Origin of the sequence: Achromobacter pulmonis (assembly GCF_902859765.1) — a bacterium.
Classification (GTDB): Bacteria; Pseudomonadota; Gammaproteobacteria; order Burkholderiales; family Burkholderiaceae_B; genus Achromobacter; species Achromobacter pulmonis.
In genome coordinates this window covers 19,366-38,349 of record NZ_CADIJV010000015.1, presented here as the reverse complement: position 1 = coordinate 38,349, position 18,984 = coordinate 19,366, and the positions used below count along the sequence as shown (strand labels likewise).

The following is an 18,984-nucleotide window of genomic DNA, read 5'->3' as shown; positions in this document are numbered from 1 at the left end:
CAACTATCCATGTGCGGAATCCTGGGCGGATGGTGGGCATCGCCACCGCAAGACCTGGCCAGCAGGCTTTCCTCGGGCCTGGCACAATTGCGCCAACGTGGCCCGAACGACCAAGGCCGCGAAATCATCAGCGCCCCGACAGGCGTGGTCGCCATGGGCCAAACGCGGCTATCCATCATCGACCTGTCCACAGGAGGACATCAGCCGATGTCCTCCCCCGACGGCGCCCTCACCGTCGTGTTCAACGGCGAGATCTACAACTATCGTGAACTACGCGCCGAACTGAAACTGCTCGGCCATCATTTCTCGTCCGACAGCGACACCGAAGTCTTGCTGGCCGCTTGGCACCAATGGGGCAGTGCCGCACTACGGCGCTTCGTCGGCATGTTCGCGTTCACAATGCATGATCGGCGCACGCATACGCTCACGCTGGCACGGGACGCCTTCGGAATCAAACCACTCTATTACCACCACACGCCTGACACCATAGCTTTCGCCTCGGAACCGCGCGCACTCATGACGCTGGACGCGCACCCACCCACACTCGATATCCAGGCGGCTTACGACTATCTGGTCCATGGACACTATGACCATACTGAACGTACGTTCGTCCGAGGCATCTCCAGCTTGCCGCCAGCGCATTTCCTGAGGCTGTCAATTCACACTGGAAAACTCGATACCCCCGTGCGCTGGTGGTCACCGACAATCGACGAACGGCATCCCCGACTGTCATATGCCGACGCGGCGGCCGAGCTGCGCGAACGGTTTCTAAACAATGTCCGTCTGCATCTTCGCAGTGATGTGACTTTGGGAGCCGCCCTATCCGGTGGCGTAGACTCCTCAGCCATCGTATGCGCAATGCGACACGTCGAACCCGAGTTGCAGCTTCGGACCTTCAGCTTCATCTCCCAGTCGCAAGACCGTTCGGAGGAAAAATGGGTCGATATCGTCAATTCCAACACCGGAGCCATCGCAAACAAAGTGCGCATCACGGCCGATGAGCTCGCCAAAGATATCGACGATCTGATAACTGCTCAGGGTGAGCCCTTCGGTAGTACCAGCATTTACGCTCAATATCGTGTATTCAAGGCTGCCCGTGCCGCCGGCGTCACGGTCATGCTCGAAGGCCAGGGCGCGGATGAACTTATCGCTGGGTATAACGGTTATCCTGCCCAACGGCTAGTCAGTCTGCTGGAAAGTGGCCGCCTGCCTACCGCCATCAGGCATCTGTTGAACCAACGCAATTGGCCCGGTCGCAGCATCAAAGCGTCGCTGCAGGAAGCAGTCGGCGTCATGGCGGGCGATGGACTTTATCAACGCTTGCGCAAGCTGTCTGGACGCGATCCGAGGCCAACTTGGCTCGATCTCGATACGCTGAATGACGCCGGAGTTCAGATGCAATATCCCCGCGCCGTCTGGTCCGAGAGCGCCCGGGGCCGACGCGCCATGGCAGAGATGGCAGTCTCATTGACCCAGCGCGGACTAGGCTGGCTCCTGCGTCACGGAGACCGCAATTCCATGCGTTTCTCAATCGAGAGTCGAGTGCCTTTCCTGACGCCTGATCTCGCCGATTTTCTCATGGGCCTGCCCGAGGATTACCTGGTATCGGTACAGGGCGAGACCAAACGGCTCTTGCGCACCGCGATGCAGGGCATCGTGCCCGAGACCATTCTGGCGCGCAAAGACAAAATCGGCTTTGAAACGCCGGAGCTCGCCTGGTTGCGTAACCTCGCGCCTCAAATCAGACAATGGCTGGCACCAAGCGAGGGATCAGCACTGCTGGACAACGCACAGATGCTTGAGCACTTCGATGAAATGATTGAAGGGCGGCGTCCATTCAATTGGCAGATCTGGCGCTGGATTAATTTCCAACGCTGGGTACAACTTAACGGCATCAAGGACTAGCGCGCCGCCGCGCCAGAGCCTCTTCATAGTCTGCCTTAATTTTGCGGGCGATGGCATGCGGGTCATGCCATCGCTCGACATATGCCCGGCTGCGCCGCGCCCAAGCCACCAGTTCCGCCCGCGGCATCCTCATTACACGTTCCAGCGCCTGCTCCACCGTCGTTGCGGTTATCTGCAGCACAGGCAGATCACGCACCATATCAGGAGGCAGTAGCGACAAGTCTTCCTGCCTGATGTAAGACAATACAGGCTTGCCCAACGCCATCAATTCCACCGCCAAACCTCCGTACCAGCCGGCAAACAACTGGTCAACCAGCACATCCGCGCGTTCGTATTGCTGGCGCGCCTGTGCGTGGCTCATACCTTCGACAAGAATCAATTCAAACTCGAAACCCCGCTTGCGCAGACTCTCCAACGCTGCGAGGATGTGATCGGTACCTTTGACCTGGCGGTTACTAGGCGCGTGGGCGATACGCAAGGATCGCGGCTCCCCTTGGGTATAGTGCGGGGACCATTCCTCCAGGAAAATGTGGGAGTAGGGTACAAACTCGGCGCGAGCCGGCAATACTCTCAAAAGATCCGGATTAACGGAATAGATCCTGTCGCAGTACTTGTCCAGGCGGCGGATTTGCCGGCGCTTGAACGCATCGCTAGCTGCGTTGTAGTAGTCAGGGCCAACTTGCCTGGCTATGCAGATTGGAAAATGGGCTAGGGAATAGTCTCCTTGCCGAGCATCGTCGCCCTGGTAGGTCACAAACATGGGCACGCCGCGACGTTTTGCGCGAGTCAGCTCAATGCCTTGCAACAGCCACAGATAGACCGCATGCAATGGATACATCAGGCGTTTGAGCCAGCCCGAGCCCGGACTGGCCGACCACGCGTGGGGGCGTGCCAATGTCGTGCCGAAATTGAAGTGCAGGACATCGTAGCCCGGCACATCGCGCCATAGAGTCTGCCAACGCCGCCATTCTCTGCCTAACGGTCCGACGCCCTCAGGATTGACCACGATATCGACTGGATACTGCAGATAGTTCTGCTCCGTGGTCAGCGTGTCGCTTGCCACGCCCTCCTGACGCAGCGCGGCGCTCAATCCCTGGGGATTACCGCCAACCGATGTAGGTAGGTGCAAGACACGATAGGGAGACATTTCAGGACAGCATATGTGCATCGTCCCTAGTTCGCTCGAGCAGGGGATGATAGAAATTAATCAGGTCCACAGTCTTGCCAGACCAGACCCGATCCAGGATCGCCGAGAACATGTCGGCACTCGCCTCGAAAGAATGGCGTTTTTCGACAAACGCACGTGATCGCGCCGAGATTTCCGGCCATTCGGCGCGCCGTACGATCAGGTCGCGCAATACGGTTTCGATTGTGCGTTGCCCGGCGGAAACAATCGGGCATTCGTCCAAGTAGGAATAGGTGCGGAACAGGTCGGTCGCCGGCAATCCATCCACAGGGCTGATCACCACACGGCCCAAAGCCAGGCCTTCCAACGCGGCCAGAGCATACCCCATGACCAACTGATCGACGTAGATGTCGGCCCGTCCGATACGTTCGAGAGCCTCGTGATTGGGCACACGTTCAATCAGGTCCAGTTGAATATCTAGGCCTTCGGCACGCAGCGTCTGCACCGCGCGCTCCAGAAATTCCGTCCCTTTCACGCCACGATGGTTGGCAGCATGCGCAATACGTATCGGGCCGCTGGTAGCGGGAGGCGAAAATGGCTGGATACGCTGTGTATCGACCGGATAGCATGTCAGGGGCAGGATGTCCCAACGCGGCAGGCTGGTAAAGTGCACTAGGCAGCCCACCACCACATCGGCATCATGTGTCATGCGGCGAATACGCCGCTGCACACGCGCGGCATGATTGCCCATGTCGGGATAGCTCATCATCAATCCGTGACGCCACAACGGATCGCTCATCTGATCATAGACAAACGCATCGCTTCCGTAAGGCATGACCACGATTTTCTTACCCGCGAGCCGCAACAGTTTCAATTCCAACGGGGCGAGCAAGGTGTTCCGCAGCACTCCCCCATCGAAATACATGAAAAACACGTCGTAGCGCGACAACGAGTACGCGAAAAAACGATATGCCATCCACCGGGAACACAGATAGTCCACCAACCTCCCTCGCGACACTGCCGGAAACAGCAGATGATCAAAATCCTCCCGGCGGTTTATCACATACAGCTCGGTCACGGCCGTTTCACTCAGATAGCCACGTTCGGCCATGGCACGCGCCATATAGGCCAATGACTTGATTGGCGTGGACTGCCAAACCAGACGCGGGCTTTCCGTGGCGCGATGCGCAGATATCTTATGGCGCAAGAAGCCGGCCACTAGGAACGGCAGCCCGGCGATCAGGATGAGCAGGTCAAGCAACGCCCTGAGCAGAGACTTTAGCAAAGTGGACATCCCGCGTATTCCTGTCGTCGCACGGCCTATGCCTGGCCAAAGAATCGCGCGCCATCCTCGAACGGCTTGAATCGAAAATCCGGCATAAGCGCCGAAAGGACTGCGATGGGCGGAACAATCGTCATTTGTCCGGCCTTGCCCGTGCGCTCGAATGACGGCTCGCGGCCAATGATACGGCCGATGGCCTGCGCCACATCCTTGATACTCAGCGCTTCAGGCGTTGCCACATTGACAGCTCCTTGCCAGCCCGAAATCGCCGCTGTGCGCAGTATGGTAACAACGTCATCGATATGGGTGGGCGTGAAAACCATGCCGCCCGCGTCCCCATCCAGCAAGACTTTCTCTCCGGCCTGGACCCGTTGGAACAGATTGGGTACGAGACGGCCGGTCTGTTGTGGACCATAAGGAAAGAAAAGCCGCAACGCGCACACGTTGAACAGTTTCGAATAAGACTGTGCTAGCAGTTCGGCCGCCAACTTGGTACGCGCGTAATGGCTTTCTGGCGCCTGCGCCAATGCCTCGTCCATTGGCTTGGTATATGGTTCGTAGACGCTTCCCGTGGATGCCAGCACAAACCCTTTCACGCCGGTTTTGGCTGCGTAGTCGAGTAATGCCGCCGTACTGGCGACGTTGACTTGAAACATGTCTAGCGCCGAGCCGGGAAAATCCCGGTAACCGTCGGATTGAGCAAGATGAATGATTCTGTCTATGCCGCCCGAGGGCAGGACTGAAATCAGATCGGCATTCACACCCAGATCGGCCAGCACGCACCTCGCACCGAGCTGGGTGAAGGCCGGGACTTCACGACGGCTCAGAATCAACACCTCATGCTCGCAGGCGAGCTGCTGAACAAGATTACGGCCCACAAAACCTGTTGCGCCGGTCACGAGGATCCGCTGGCGGCCGGAAGTGAGGTTGGAGTCAGGAGATTTCATGGCAATAGTCACCGCGTCTGGGCTTGGCCTCGATACACTTCGAGAAGCTTCTGCGTTATTAGTTCGTTTGAATGGAACGCCTGATACCAACGCTGCGAATCCTGCGAAATGGCTCGCATATATGCGGGATCCTGATATAGGCGGCGCAGCGATTCGAGCACGTCTTCAGGAGTACGTACGTTAAGGACTGGCGGCAACTCCGGGAAGCACCAGCGGTGCTGGTCTTCATTCAGGTAGAACATGGCGGGTTTGCCGCAACCCCAGGCTTTCGGTGCCGTGCTGCCAAATGACCCCAGCCAGAACTGGTCTGCCAGCAGATCCGTGGCCGCGATATACCGGCACATCAATGCGTTCGGAACGGGTGGAATCCAGCGCACCCGGTCGGCTACTCCCAACTCTTCGAGCAAGGCACGCGAAGCGGGTACCGACACTCCCCAATCGACCATCACCGCGGAAGCGCGCGGGTTGACCTCTTGAACGAAGCGCGCGAACCCTCGAATGAATATATCGTTACCTTTCTCCCAGTTGGGGCTGCGTACCTCCGGCTCCCAGTGCTGGCGCGATGGATGGAACACGATAAAGTCCGTGTCAAGTTCGCGGCAAAGCAATTCACGTAACACCTGTGATTCCGGCGTTTCGTGCAAGCTGTCTTCGTTGACCGGATGCGGTATGAAACTGTAGCTGGGCAACTCCAACCGCTGTGCCGAACCGAGCACATCCGCATTCGTGATAAAGACATGTCCGGCCCGGGTATAAGTCAGATAGGTGAGTTGCCCCATGTATGAAGACTCGAACGGCAGGCTGCGCAACGTGCCGTGCTCGAACGCCAGGAACGGCGTGCCGGCAATGAGCGGCAGCCGGCCTCCGGCGCCATAAACCTGCACGATGTCGTATCGGCTCATCAGCGTCCGGATGGAATCACGATACGCGGGCGCGGCAGCCTCGATATCTTGCAGCGCATTGGGCATGCCTGGATCGATCGGGACGGATAGCATGGGCTCCATCGCGTTCGGCACCGCGTCCGCGGGAGCGGTAGGTTTGCTCTCGGAACGCAAGCGTCCCTCAGTGACTAGTCGAGACCCTACCCGGACGCACAACTTGCCCAGTCGATAGAGTTTTCGTACCGCAGCCAGACTCTTGCGGGCCAGCTTGTATCCACCCACCAAGCCGTTGCGCAGCTTCTTGCCCACACCGCCATCGCTGCAATCGATCTCTCGATCGAGGTTACCCACCTTCCACCAAAAACGAGCCGCCCAGCGGCGCCCCTCGGTCTTGGCCAGCAGATAGCGCAAACCAAATGGTTCGCGCATCTGGATCACCCAATCGGGCCGGGTGTAATTCAGGTCAACCGTGCGCGTCCAGTCTGGTTGATTATGCGTTCCCGAAAAATTGGTGAACCCGCCCTCTTCCCATTCCGGGCAGGCCATGATGTGGTAATAGCCGCCAACATACACGTCAACCTCGACACCATGGCGGCGCAGGGCCTTGGCATTGAGATATGCGTTATTGGCAATATTGTCGATGAACAAGACGCGCAATCGCCGCGCGCTCTCGCCGTTTACCTTGCGCTGTGCGTTTTGCACCGGAGATTCCCCATAACGTGAATATGGCTCGTGCTAGAGCACTTCTTGCCCATACGAGCCTTCATGCGCCCGTCAGGCGCTACGCAACGCGTCGGTCAGGGTTTGTACCACCAAGGCTTGATCCGCATCGGTCATATTGGGAAAAATCGGCAGCGTGATAGTGGTGTCTTCACACAGAATCGCATTGGGAAATACCGATGCATCCAGTTTGTATTTGTTCGCGTAATAGCCCAGGCGAACTACGGCATGCGTGCCGGGCCGGGTCTGTATGCCCTTGCCGTCCATGGCCCGCATTACGGTGTTACGACGATCACGGCCGCCTTCACGCACGCGCACTACATAGCTCTGATACGAATGGCCATCGACGCCGGCAGCTGCAGTCGGCAATACCAGATCGGACACCGGGGCCAGCAATTCGGAATAACGCAGAGCCCGCGAGCGACGCTCGGCCAGCAGATGGTCAAGCTTCGCAAACTGGGCAATGCCAACCGCCGCCTGGATATCTGACAACCGCAGGTTGTATCCCAGATTGTCAAAGGTCGACATCGTCCAGGGGCCATGCGGTTCAATTTCCGCCGACGGCAGGCCCGTCGAACCATGGTTGCGGAAGCTATTGACTAACTTGGCCAGAGCCTCGGTCCGCATGGTGACTGCGCCCCCCTCTCCCGTCGTGATCACTTTGCGGGGATGAAACGAGAAACATCCGAGATCGCCAATGGTACCGATTGGCACCCCCTTGTAGGAGGTGCCAATCGCGCACGCAGCATCTTCGATGACCGCCAGATTATGCTTGCGGGCGATCGCCATGATGGGATCCATGTCGGCGGCCAGGCCGAACAGATGGACAGCAACCACGGCCTTGGTGCGTGGCGTGATGGCGGCTTCGAATGCTGCCGGATCCAGGTTGAACGTGTTGGGATTGACGTCCGCGAACACAGCCTTGGCACCTACATATTCCGCAGCGTTGGCCGAGGTGATCCAGGTGAATGCCGGCACAATGACCTCATCGCCTGGCCCCAGCCCCAAGGCCAGCGCGGCCAAGTGCAACGCGGCAGTACACGACGTCGTCGCCAGAGCGTACGGAGCAGCGTGGCGCTTGGCCAGCAACTCTTCGAACTGACGAGTCATCGGGCCCTGCGTCACCCAACCGCTAGCGAGACAGCGGCGCACACTTTCGATTTCGCTTTCGTCGAACGAGGGGGAAGCGAGTTGCATTATCTTATCTACTCCGAATGGCAAATGAAGGGTGCGTCGGCTCGCAGCGATAGCGTCGAACGGAACACGTACAAGCATGAAAATGCGATACTTACAATTTTACCCTGCACTGGCGGTGCCATAGTGGAAAACACGGCATGCAACCAGCCGCGCGAGGCCGGCTCCGCCCCCTGTTTGTCCGGGAATGCCACAACCACGAACGCCGGCCGGGCGCCCGCACGACCCTTAAAGTTCATAAGCCCATGCTCCCCGCGGCCCCATTTCCCGCCATTTCCGATCACTTCGACGTGTCTGTCACCGAATCCTCAGCAGCCGAGACTGCGGAGCTCGAAGCTTGGCTCGCCCACGCGTCAGACGCCCTGCTTTATGCTGGGCAGGAGTTTCTCCACTTCCTGGCGGCGTCCTGTGGCGGAGTGCCGACGACCCTTATCGCACGACGCGGTGGGCGCATTGCCGGCGCGTTCAGGTATCTCCGAAAAACCGTACCCGGTGTTGGCACCATTATCAACAGCCTTCCTTGGTATGGCAGCCATGGCGCGTGCCTGCTGGGCACTGAGCCCGACCCGCGCGTACGCCGAGCACTGTTGGAAGCCTTCCGGCTTCGTATCGAAGCGGCTGACGTCATCAGTGCGACGGTAATCCTGACACCAGCTGAAGAGCCCTATCGCCAGGAGTACGTCGACGTACTACTGCCGCGCCTGCTGGATCCTCGCAACGGGCAAATCACCGCGCTGCCACCTGACGGTCCCAGCCTACAGCACGACCTGGAATTCTGCTTTGCCCAGAAGACGCGCAACCTTGCTCGCAAAGCATGCAAGCAAGGCTTTGAAGAACTTGTGAGTGATGATGACTGGGCATGGCAATTCCTTCATGAAGTACACGTGGAGAACATGGCTGCTGTCGGCGGCAAGGCAAAACCCCGCGAACACTTCGAGGCGTTCCGCACCCATATCTCGCCGAACCGGCGCCGCCTGTCGGTAGCAATGCTGGATGGTCAACCTACGGCCGCCATGTTGCTTGCTGGTTTCAATGACACGATCGAGTACATCACCCCAGTAATCAAAGTGGAACACCGATCACGCCAGCCTCTGTCATTCCTGATCATGCAGGGCATGCTCGACGCCGTCAGATCCGGCTATCGCCATTGGAACTGGGGTGGAACTTGGCACTCCCAGCATTCCCTGCATCATTTCAAGGCCGGTTGGGGTGCCGCGGACAGGCCCTATACCTACATTGTCTGCGCCCCCGCCGCGGGATTGGCCACCTTGAGGTCGGACGCTGCCGCCGTGGCAGCGGCGTTTCCGTTCTACTATATTTACCCGTTCGACCGACTTTATGATGATCCCGCATAGCCGCCCCTGGATTACCGACGAGGACTGCGAGGCCATCACTACAGCCCTCAGATCGGGCATGCTCAACGAGGGCACTGCGACCCGCCGGCTCGAGCAGTGGTTCGAGCGAGCAGGCGGTGGCACGGCAGTGGCCACCGGCTCCGGCAGCCAGGCGTTGCTGCTGGCCTTGCGCGCCGTCGGTGTCGGAGCTGGTACAGACGTGGTGGTTCCCACTTATGTCTGTGCAGAAGTTCTGGGCGTTGTGGAGTCACTCGGAGCTGTCGCCAGGCTGGTCGACATTGCAGGCGACTACTTGATCAGTCCCGATGCCGCTGCGGCGGCGATCACGCCGTGCACCAGGGCAATCATCGTGCCGTATGTCATGGGTATCCGGGCCACTATCGACCCTTTGCGAGTCCATGGCGTGCCCATCATTGAAGATCTGGCCCAATGGCTGGGACCTGTACACGCCTTTGAGGGCGACATCCAGGTATTCTCATTCGAGGCCACCAAAGTGGTTGCCGCCGGAGAGGGCGGGCTTGCCCATACACGCTCGCCCGGGCTGGCGCAGCGGCTGGTGGATGCAAAACGCGTCGCTTCGTCACCGTACAAGCTGAACCTCTATCCCTTGTCCGATTTGCAGGCCACACTGGCCTTGTCTCAACTGGAACGGCTGCAGGCGGTCTGGCATAGGCGACAGCTGCTGGCACAAAGGTATCTAGCGGGATTGGCGGATACCCCCCTCATTCTCCCCCCGCCGCGCGTCGACCAAGGCATGTACTTCCGCTTTGCCGTACAGCTACCGGACGGATTCGAGGTGGAGCACATCATCGCCGCATTTGCGCGTCATGGCGTGGCAGTCCGGCGCCCCGTCGACGGCTTGCTGCACCATTTCCGCCCCACCGAAACGGCGTTTCCCATGGTACAGTCCCTGTACGACCGAACCCTATCCCTGCCGTTGTATCCCGCGCTGTCGGACGACGACCAAGATATGGTGCTGGCAGCGGCGCGCGCCATTTTTTCTCACAGTTAGGTTCCACAAGACATGGATGAAGTGCAACGCACAGAAAAGTACGCCAAGCGCCCCCTTGATGAGCAGCGCGTCGCCCAAATGAATCAGTTGCTGCTTCCGGCCCAGGCCGCCCTCGAGCGGGATGCACCCGAACCAGCACAGCCCATCGTCCTTGTCATCGGTGCGCCCCGCGCAGGCACCACACTGGCAGGCCAGATGCTGGCGGCCACTGGCGGATTCGCCTATGCCAGCAACTTCCTGGCGCGATTCTGGCAGACGCCTGCGGTCGGTGCGATCATCGAACAGGCACTGAAAATCCGCGATAACGATGGCATCGATTTTTCCTCCACGCACGGTGTAACCAAAGGGTGGAGCAATTCCCATGAATTCGGCTATTACTGGTCAGCCTGGTTTGACCGTGGGCAGGCGACTCATCGGCTCACTCCCGCCCAACTTGCGCAGATAGACGCTGTGGCCGTGCGGCGCTCTTTGGGAGCCCTGGAAGCCGTACGGCAGTTGCCTTTCGTATTCAAGAACAATACTTGGTGCACATTGCAGGCAAGCTATCTCGCTCAAACGCTGCCCACTTCGCTATTCGTCGTCTGCCGCCGCAACCCGCTGTTCATCGCCCAGTCCATACTGATGGCGCGGCGGGAACGATACGGTGACGAGAAGCAATGGTGGTCAGTGCGTCCGTCGACCTACGAAACCATCACTCAGTACTCGCCACACCAACAGGTCGTCTTCCAGGCACTCGAAATCCAGCGGGAGATGGACGACGAACTGCGTCAGGTCGCACCGCATCGACTAATCCATGCCCCCTACGAGCGCCTGTGCGCCGAACCTCGGCACATCATCGCTGAAGTCGTGGAACGATGCGAAAGCAGCGGCGTCAAGCTGACGCTGGAACGTACCTGTCCAGAGACCTTCGACAGCACCGACGTACGTCGGCTACCAGCCAACGAATGGAATCTGCTGGAACGAGCACTCGAGGACTACCCCGCCTTCCGCGCCCGCATCGAAAGCCAGACCTGGAGCTAGCGCCCATCCGAATCGCTGGAGTCTTTATCCAGCCACGCCAGGACATCCGTGGTCAATGCCTGGATCTGCTGCGCGTCAATACTATTGACCGAAAGGTCGGGATTGGCTGGAGGTTCGTAGGCACTGCCGATGCCTGACATATTCGGCAGTTGTCCCGCGCGCGCCTTCTTGTATAAGCCCTTGGGGTCGCGCTGCTCACACACTTCCAGCGGCGTGCTGACATAAATCTCGATGAAATTGTCCGCGCCGATCAGTTCACGGGCCATATCCCGCTCCTGGCGGAATGGCGAGATGAATGCGGTCAATACGATCAGACCCGCATCCATCATCAACCTGGCCAATTCCGCAATACGCCGGATATTCTCGACCCGGTCGGCCTCAGTGAACCCAAGATCCCGATTCAGTCCTTGACGGACGTTGTCGCCATCCAGCACATAGGTCCGGCGCCCCCGTTCAAATAATGCGATTTCCAGAGCATTGGCAAGCGTGGACTTTCCCGACCCGGACAGCCCGGTAAACCAAACGACTTTCCCGCGATGCCCATTCAGTCGCTCGCGATCCTGACGGGTGATGGACAGAGCTTGCCGGTGCACATTCTGGGCCCGGCGCAACGTATGCCGAATGATTCCTGCGCCGACGGTCGCGTGCGTGTAGCGATCGACGAGGATGAAACTGCCCAGCGTCTTGGAGTCCGAGTATCGGTCAAAGACCAACGGCTTGCTCGTGGCGATATTCACCTCGCAGATGTCATTCAAGGCCAACGCCTTGGTGGCCTCGTGGGTCAGCGTGTTGACATCTACTCGGTACTTGATCGCTGTGATGGAAGCGGTGCTCCAGGTTGTCGCCAACTTGATGTCATAGCTACGTCCCACCAGGCCTGCGTCGTTACCCATCCAGACGAGCGTAGCCTCGAATTGGTCTGTCATCTCCAGCGGCTGATCTGCGGCCGCGATTACGTCGCCCCGAGAAGCGTCAATCTCACGATCTAAGCGCAAAGTGATGGCCTGTCCGGCACGGGCCGCCGGCAGCGAATCATCCATCGTGACGATCTCGGCAACCTTCGCTGTCTGGCCCGACGAGGTCACCCGGATCTCATCTCCAACCTTTACTGTTCCTTCGGCCACGGTGCCGCAGAATCCACGGAACGACGAGTTGGGCCGGTTCACCCATTGCACGGGAAACACCAAGCGCGAGGACACTGCATGGCGCACCTTTACCGTCTCCAGGTAACTGACGAGCGTGGGCCCACCGTACCATGGCATATGCGTGGAACGTTGCGCCACATTGTCACCCTTCAAAGCCGACAATGGCACCGCTACGATCTGCTCGAAGCCTAGCGGTTTCGCAAACGTCTCGAAACGCTCGACGATCCGCTTGAACACTGAAGGGTCAAAGTCAACCAGATCCATTTTATTTACGGCCAGCACCACGTGCCGGATACCCATGAGGGACACCAGATAACTGTGCCGCTGTGTTTGTGTGAGCACCCCTTGGCGCGCATCAACCAACAAAATGGCAACATCGGCCGTCGAAGCTCCCGTCACCATGTTTCGGGTGTACTGCTCATGCCCGGGAGTGTCGGCAACAATAAACTTGCGTTGCCGGGTAGCGAAATAGCGGTAGGCGACATCGATGGTGATGCCCTGCTCCCGCTCAGCGGCCAGACCGTCCACCAACAATGCAAAGTCGATGCCGTCGCCCTGCGTGCCATACTTGAGCGACTCGCTCTTTAGCGTTGCCAGCTGGTCGTCGAACAACTGCTGGGAATCCCACAACAGTCTTCCGATCAGCGTACTTTTGCCGTCATCGACACTGCCACAAGTGATAAACCTGAGGGTATCCTGACTTTGCTGCGACGCAAGGAATTCCTCCATGGTCACGGCAGGCGCGGGCGATGCTTGAGTAGACGGTATCTTGCGTGGCATCAGAAATATCCTTCCTGCTTTTTCTTTTCCATGCTGGCCGACGCATCCGCATCAATCGCCCGCCCTTGCCGTTCCGAACTACGCGCACCGATCAATTCGAGGATGATCTCGGACAATGACGTGGCGTCGGATTCGATCGCACCCGTCAGCGGATAGCAACCAAGAGTACGGAACCGCACTTTACGCTTCTCCACAACCTCGCCTGGCAACAGCCTCATACGGGCGTCGTCCACCATCAGCAACATGCCGTTGCGCATGACCACGGGGCGTTCTCTAGCAAAATACAGCGGCACCACCGGAATATTCTCGCGATAGATGTACTGCCAGATATCCAATTCGGTCCAGTTCGACAGGGGAAAGACCCGGATGCTCTCGCCCTTGCGTTTACGCGCATTGTATAGATTCCATAATTCGGGCCGCTGGTTCTTTGGATCCCATTGATGCGTCTGAGTACGAAACGAGAAAATCCGCTCTTTCGCACGCGACTTCTCTTCATCTCTGCGAGCCCCCCCGAACACCATGTCGAATTGGTACTTATCCAGTGCCTGCTTCAGGCCTTCGGTCTTGGTGATATCCGTATGCAGCGCCGATCCGTGATCGAAAGGATTGATGTTCTTGGCGATGGCTTCAGGATTGGTATATACAAGCAACTCGATGCCACTCTCGCTCGCCATGTGGTCGCGAAACTGGTACATCTCCCGGAACTTCCAGCGTGTATCGACATGCAGTAGAGGAAAGGGAGGGGGCGCGGGATAGAACGCCTTGCGAGCGAGGTGCAGCATGACCGTGCTGTCCTTGCCCACCGAATACAACATCGCCGGGTGCTCAGATTCGGCAAAGGCCTCGCGAATGATATGGATGCTTTCGGCTTCGAGCTGGTCAAGATGCGGCATCGATTGGCGATGCGCCGACGGTAGGTCGTCCTCCCCCCGCTGCCCGCTCAAGATCAGCGGCACGGGATAGCTCAGCACACTGACCTCCAGATGATCAGCGGGCTTGAGCTTGAACGCCCTGCAATATGGCACCAACGCCCCATGCGGAAACACAGCGACGGGCTTGCCAACATGCTGGCCCAGGCGATGCAAGCAGTCTTCCACTTCGGCCTGCTCCGGGTTAGCAGAACCGCTCAGCGGCACCCAATAGTGGGCCCCTCGCGCGTCATTGGCATACAAACAGATATGCTGAGTCGGCAAGCTAGCCAATTGAGCGAACAGGACCAGCTTACGTTTGGCCCGCGCGCGTTCCAATTCCTGTGCCAGCACCTGCGGCAATGGCGGCTCGCCACTTTCACACCGTAGTGCATCTGCGGTAAGGATTGGCGGCAGGATCCCCAACTCATGCAGCCTGCGTTCGGCCGTGCGCTTGGTCGCCGCCAGTCCCCGCGCATTCAAGTGATGAAACGCCTGGTCGGTGTCCCAAACCTGGAGAGTATCCAGGCCAAGCAAATTGTCTGTCGCCATGCCAACCTCTGTCGCAATATTCAATTTTTTTGAAATTTTACCAAAACAACATCATGACACCCAAAAATATCGTAAAATATTTACAAAGACGCATATTGCGACAAACTCAGCCCGGCAGTTCACGCTGCGCACTCCATGGCCCTCTCTACCATGAAGCAAATCACAATTGTCGGTGCCGGCTTCAGCGGCTCGTTGACCGCAGTTCATCTGCTGCGCAGCGCTACGATGCCGCTACACATTCGTCTCGTCGAAAAGACAGCCAATCAAGTCGGCAAAGGCTTGGCGTACAGCGCCACACAGATCTGTCATCTGCTCAATGTACCTGCCGGCTCGATGAGCGCACTTCCCGACCAGCCCGACCATTTTCTCAACTGGGCTACAGCGAACTGCCGAGTCGAGGCCCCATGGGTTCCCGAGATTGCCGCCACTGCGTTCCTTCCCAGAGCCTGGTACGGGCGCTACCTGACTCAAGTTTTACAGGAAGCCATCGCCACCGCCCCGCATCGCCATGCGGTTGAAATAGTGACGGACGAAGTCACTTGCTTGGTGCCAGCCCACCAAGGCCACAACATCACGACGCACCTTGGCGCCCACTGGCACGCCGACCTCTGTGTGCTCGCGTTGGGCAATTTTGCCCAGACGCGCCCGATGGAACCCGCGGCTGCGCCTAACGTGTGCCATCGCAATCCGTGGGCACCTCACGTTCTTGAAGCCCTGCTTCAAACCCGCCGATGCCTGTTGGTCGGTTCCGGCCTGACCACGTTGGATCTGGTCGTTGCACTACGCGCAAACCATTACACCGGAAGGATCCACATCGCTTCCCGCCGCGGCCTGACACCGCGGCGCCACCGCCCATATGGGCAACTCGCCATACTGGAAAGTGGGGCTCTCCAGGGCAGCAATCTGCGGGCACTCGTGCGCGAAGTCCGCCAACGCATCGCCACGCACATGGCACAAGGTGGCGATTGGCGCAGCGTCATTGACGCGATGCGGCCTCACAACGCCCGCCTCTGGCAATCGCTTTCCCTCTCCGACCGCAAGATGTTCATGCGCCATGTCCGGCCCTACTGGGATAATCATCGGCATCGGACTGCGGCACAGATCGATGACATCTTTCGCGCTGCCCTGAGCGATGGATCCATCGTCGTGCACCGGGCGCGCGTGACAAGACACGAAACCGATTCGACAGGAGGCGTGATCGCCACACTCCAACGCCACGGCCAACCAGCGCTGCCATTGGAAGTGGATCAGATTGTGTATTGCACCGGTCCAGAACCCAACCTGAAGCAACTCGATGCCCCCCTGCTCCGGCAGTTGTTCGCGCAGGGCTGTGTGCAGTCCAATCCGATCGGATTCGGTCTCGCCACGAACGCCAAGGGCGCCTTGATCAACGCTACCGGGCAGGCCTCTCCCACCCTGTTCACGATCGGTCCTCCCATGAAAGGGCATCTATGGGAAACCACAGCGGTGCCTGAACTTCGCGTGCAGGCGGCGGCCTTGGCTTCCACCCTGCTGGAGCAGCTCGAGCGAACTTCTGCCTTGCACTAGCACGGCAGGCCCGGGGCCGCGCAGAGATAACACCCCCGACCGCGTCACCCGCCGTTACGGTGCGCCATGATGTGCAGATTGCGACTATCCAGCGTCCGGCTGACGCGAGAGAAACCAGACAGGTTCAACCAGTCCAGAATCTCGTCGTACCGATAAAGATCATTTATGGCAGGGCTGATCGCGTCGAAGTACCCATGCACCAACTCCGCAGGATAGATACTTTTCAGGTATTGCACCTTTTCGGCAAAGGTCATTGCGGCCGTGGCGCGGCGATGTTGCACATAGGTATTGATCTCGGCGTACTCCCCCGTTCGGCAAGGCTCGCCGTACAGCATCAGGAACATCGAACCATCTGCTTTGACGGCGGGCAAAATATTGTCGAACGCCCGCTTGGTGTCGCCCGTGTGGTGCAATACGCCGTACGACCACACTAGGTCGAACTGGTCATTAAACGGAAGAGGTTCCAGCAGATTCACTGCTCGGTGACGAAAACCAGGAAATTCCTCGCACAAGCGCCGTACGTTCCGCAGCCCGTGCTCCGACTGATCCACGGCCATGACATTAGCGCCCAGCCGGGACAACGCATAAGCCCAGCGGCCATTACCGCAACCCGCGTCCAGGATCGATTTACCCTTGAACCACGAAGCTGGCAACTGCGTGTAAGTCTCTATCAGCTTGCCGGAATTTGCCACAAAGGCTTCGTCCGTGACCAAGTGGGCGCCTTCAGGAAGCATATCCCACTGCGTATTGAAGCTGGCCCTAGTCTGATTCATCCATTGGTGATACCGATCGGACTCCCCCAACAGGAATCGGAGGTATTGCCTTGCCTCGCTTATCTCGTTCTGGAGATAGGTAAGCTGCTCCACGAGCCGCTCTTCCAGAGCATGGACTTTATCCTGCACCACTGCGGCAACCCGTGGATCGGGTCCCATGATGCGGTCCCTGATGCGATACAACCGGCGGCGTATCGCGCGCACCGCCCTGGTTTCAAATCCCTGCGTCCGGCTACCTGCCATTTCCTCATTCTCCTACGGAATCCGGCCTAGAGCGTGCCGAAAACTGGTTGGTATCAACTTGCGGAAATAAATCATGGCGAAGCGCTTGCTACGACGGCAGATGCTACCACTGATAGTTCGGAAAAGGCGGAGCGGCAGCCAATCCGGTGCGATGATATTCGATCTCATCACTGCCGAGCGGAGCGCTCAAAGGCGACCGTCGCCAATTCACGCGTTGATTGGCAGCGGTAGCATTGAACAGAGCCTGATACTGCGGATACCAGCGGCTAGATCCATGATTGTTTAGGAACCATTTTCGAGAATTCTCGCCAATTTTCTGTCGCATAGCAGAGTTGGCTTGCAACCCCACAAGCGCTTGCGCCACCTCCACTGCACTTGCGGCCTGCAGAATAGGCGGCGCGCCCGTCTCGCACAGGGCCTCATATTGGGCCATCTCGGTACGGCCAATTACGGGGAGACCCGTTGCCATGGCTTCCAATCCGGCCGCTCCGAAATATCCCAGGACGAATTGATCGATGAACACATCGGCACTGCGCAAGTAATCTCGGACTTTTTCCTTGCCTGAAAGTGGTAACCAAATCATGCGATCTGCGATGCCCAACTTGGCGAGGGCACCCTCCGCAAGACTATGATCTTTGCCCCAACCAGGGGCCACGAGCCGCGCACCTGGGCAGCGTTTCGCAAACTCGGCGAATCCTGCTATCGCCAGGGATGAGCCTTTGTTTCTTTCATCCAACCGCGAGGTGGTGAGAACGAAAAAATTGCCATCCGTGCTTGCTTCCCACTCCTTGCGCGAAGCCCCATGGCCTGGACAGTACTGCGTCTGGTCCAGCGTCATGGGCAGATAGATCAAATTCCTGAAACCGTAGCGGCGAGCGTGCGCATAGCTCCACGGATTCGAAACCACGAATACCCGCGCATTCGCGTAAGCCAAACGCTGCAGATGACCCAACATGTCATCGCGCGATGCCTCCAGCCAGATATCACCACCCGTCTGCGAAACGACGTAAGGCCGATTGGCCAAGTAAGACAGATAAGTTGACTGAGCGCCCCATAGAACGTCTTTCTGGTGCAACGCCCGTAGCGTAGCCCGGTAAGGCCCTTCCACGTACGGAAGAAAGTGACTCTTGTCGTAATCGCGCAGAAATGGAAGTGGCAGCGACGTATCCGCTTCGTCCGGCAACCGTGCGTAGACCCCAGGCACCTCCTGCAAATGCACGCCGATAGCCTCCAGCTCCTGCATGGTCGCAGGACCATTGAGGACACCATCAAATTCTTCCCATGCAGGCTGTCCCATCACAAATTTGTCATCTGGATGGAGGAAAATATCTATATCGAGTCCCTCGCGGCGAAGCGGGCGCGCCCGAAAATACAGATTGTTCGCCAAATTCCCACAGAAGCCGATCTTCAGCTTACGCACGTCCATGTTGGCGGTTTTTTGGATTTCGCGCTCGAAAAAGTCACGGCTGTAATCGCGCATCTGCCGCAGGTTCTTCGACGTCAACCAGGGATGCTTCCAGGGATGCTGATCCCAGCTGTGCCAAGCCTCCCGGAATTCGGGGGCCGGCCGTCGCCGCCCCAACATTGCAAGCA

At 58.5% G+C, this 18,984-nt stretch carries 14 protein-coding genes; 5 read left to right on the top strand and 9 right to left on the bottom strand.

The annotated features are described in order from the left end of the window. The first annotated feature begins 9 nt into the window (after positions 1-9). Entirely contained in the window at positions 10-1,905 is a 1,896-nt protein-coding gene (asnB, locus tag HV701_RS14340; RefSeq protein ID WP_175133686.1) for an asparagine synthase (glutamine-hydrolyzing), read from the top strand. Here the strand turns inward: asnB and HV701_RS14335 are convergent. The 5 genes from HV701_RS14335 to HV701_RS14315 all read right to left on the bottom strand — a co-directional run bounded on the left by HV701_RS14335 (position 1,895) and on the right by HV701_RS14315 (position 8,058). Then, entirely contained in the window at positions 1,895-2,968 is a 1,074-nt protein-coding gene (locus HV701_RS14335) for a glycosyltransferase family protein (protein WP_254595176.1), read from the bottom strand. The two genes, asnB and HV701_RS14335, sit on opposite strands and share 11 nt — an antisense overlap. Positions 2,969-3,053: 85 nt before the next feature. Then, the gene (locus tag HV701_RS14330; RefSeq protein WP_175133684.1) at positions 3,054-4,325 is read right to left on the bottom strand and encodes a hypothetical protein; all 1,272 of its coding nucleotides are present in this window, start codon (positions 4,323-4,325) and stop codon (positions 3,054-3,056) included. 26 nt (positions 4,326-4,351) lie between these two features. Continuing rightward, a complete protein-coding gene (locus HV701_RS14325; RefSeq protein WP_175133683.1) occupies positions 4,352-5,260 on the bottom strand; it encodes an NAD-dependent epimerase/dehydratase family protein in 909 nt (302 codons plus the stop codon). 8 nt (positions 5,261-5,268) lie between these two features. After that, the gene (locus HV701_RS14320) at positions 5,269-6,843 is read right to left on the bottom strand and encodes a glycosyltransferase family protein (RefSeq protein WP_175133682.1); all 1,575 of its coding nucleotides are present in this window, start codon (positions 6,841-6,843) and stop codon (positions 5,269-5,271) included. Positions 6,844-6,915: 72 nt separating this feature from the next. Next, on the bottom strand, positions 6,916-8,058 hold the full coding sequence (locus HV701_RS14315) for a DegT/DnrJ/EryC1/StrS family aminotransferase (RefSeq protein ID WP_175133681.1): 1,143 nt from the start codon (positions 8,056-8,058) through the stop codon (positions 6,916-6,918). Between the two features lie 137 nt (positions 8,059-8,195). Here HV701_RS14315 and HV701_RS14310 point away from each other — a divergent pair, with 137 nt between their 5' ends. The 3 genes from HV701_RS14310 to HV701_RS14300 are packed head-to-tail and all read left to right on the top strand — an operon-like array spanning position 8,196 to position 11,442. Further along, positions 8,196-9,410 carry a GNAT family N-acetyltransferase gene (locus HV701_RS14310; RefSeq protein WP_175133680.1) on the top strand — a complete coding sequence of 405 codons (1,215 nt, stop codon included), beginning with the start codon at positions 8,196-8,198 and terminating at the stop codon, positions 9,408-9,410. Beyond that, positions 9,394-10,422, top strand: coding sequence for a DegT/DnrJ/EryC1/StrS family aminotransferase (locus HV701_RS14305; protein ID WP_175133679.1), 1,029 nt, complete (start codon positions 9,394-9,396; stop codon positions 10,420-10,422). The genes HV701_RS14310 and HV701_RS14305 overlap by 17 nt, the downstream gene beginning before the upstream one ends. Before the next feature lie 12 nt (positions 10,423-10,434). Beyond that, positions 10,435-11,442, top strand: a complete 1,008-nt coding sequence (locus HV701_RS14300) for a sulfotransferase (protein ID WP_175133678.1) — start codon at positions 10,435-10,437, stop codon at positions 11,440-11,442. On the opposite strand, the gene cysN is transcribed toward HV701_RS14300, so the two are convergent. Together cysN and cysD are read right to left on the bottom strand one after the other, a co-directional pair. Beyond that, positions 11,439-13,367, bottom strand: coding sequence for a sulfate adenylyltransferase subunit CysN (cysN, locus tag HV701_RS14295; protein WP_338077767.1), 1,929 nt, complete (start codon positions 13,365-13,367; stop codon positions 11,439-11,441). The two genes, HV701_RS14300 and cysN, sit on opposite strands and share 4 nt — an antisense overlap. Then, the gene (gene cysD / locus HV701_RS14290) at positions 13,367-14,260 is read right to left on the bottom strand and encodes a sulfate adenylyltransferase subunit CysD (protein ID WP_244957859.1); all 894 of its coding nucleotides are present in this window, start codon (positions 14,258-14,260) and stop codon (positions 13,367-13,369) included. The genes cysN and cysD overlap by 1 nt, the downstream gene beginning before the upstream one ends. A gap of 717 nt (positions 14,261-14,977) precedes the next feature. On the opposite strand from cysD, the gene HV701_RS14285 reads away from it, so the two are divergent. Further along, a complete protein-coding gene (locus HV701_RS14285) occupies positions 14,978-16,375 on the top strand; it encodes an FAD/NAD(P)-binding protein (RefSeq protein WP_175133676.1) in 1,398 nt (465 codons plus the stop codon). Between the two features lie 44 nt (positions 16,376-16,419). Here HV701_RS14285 and HV701_RS14280 read toward each other — a convergent pair whose 3' ends face one another. Both HV701_RS14280 and HV701_RS14275 read right to left on the bottom strand, forming a co-directional pair. Next, on the bottom strand, positions 16,420-17,391 hold the full coding sequence (locus HV701_RS14280; RefSeq protein WP_175133675.1) for a class I SAM-dependent methyltransferase: 972 nt from the start codon (positions 17,389-17,391) through the stop codon (positions 16,420-16,422). A gap of 103 nt (positions 17,392-17,494) precedes the next feature. Continuing rightward, the gene (locus tag HV701_RS14275; RefSeq protein ID WP_175133674.1) at positions 17,495-18,895 is read right to left on the bottom strand and encodes a glycosyltransferase family 4 protein; all 1,401 of its coding nucleotides are present in this window, start codon (positions 18,893-18,895) and stop codon (positions 17,495-17,497) included. Positions 18,896-18,984 lie beyond the last annotated feature (89 nt).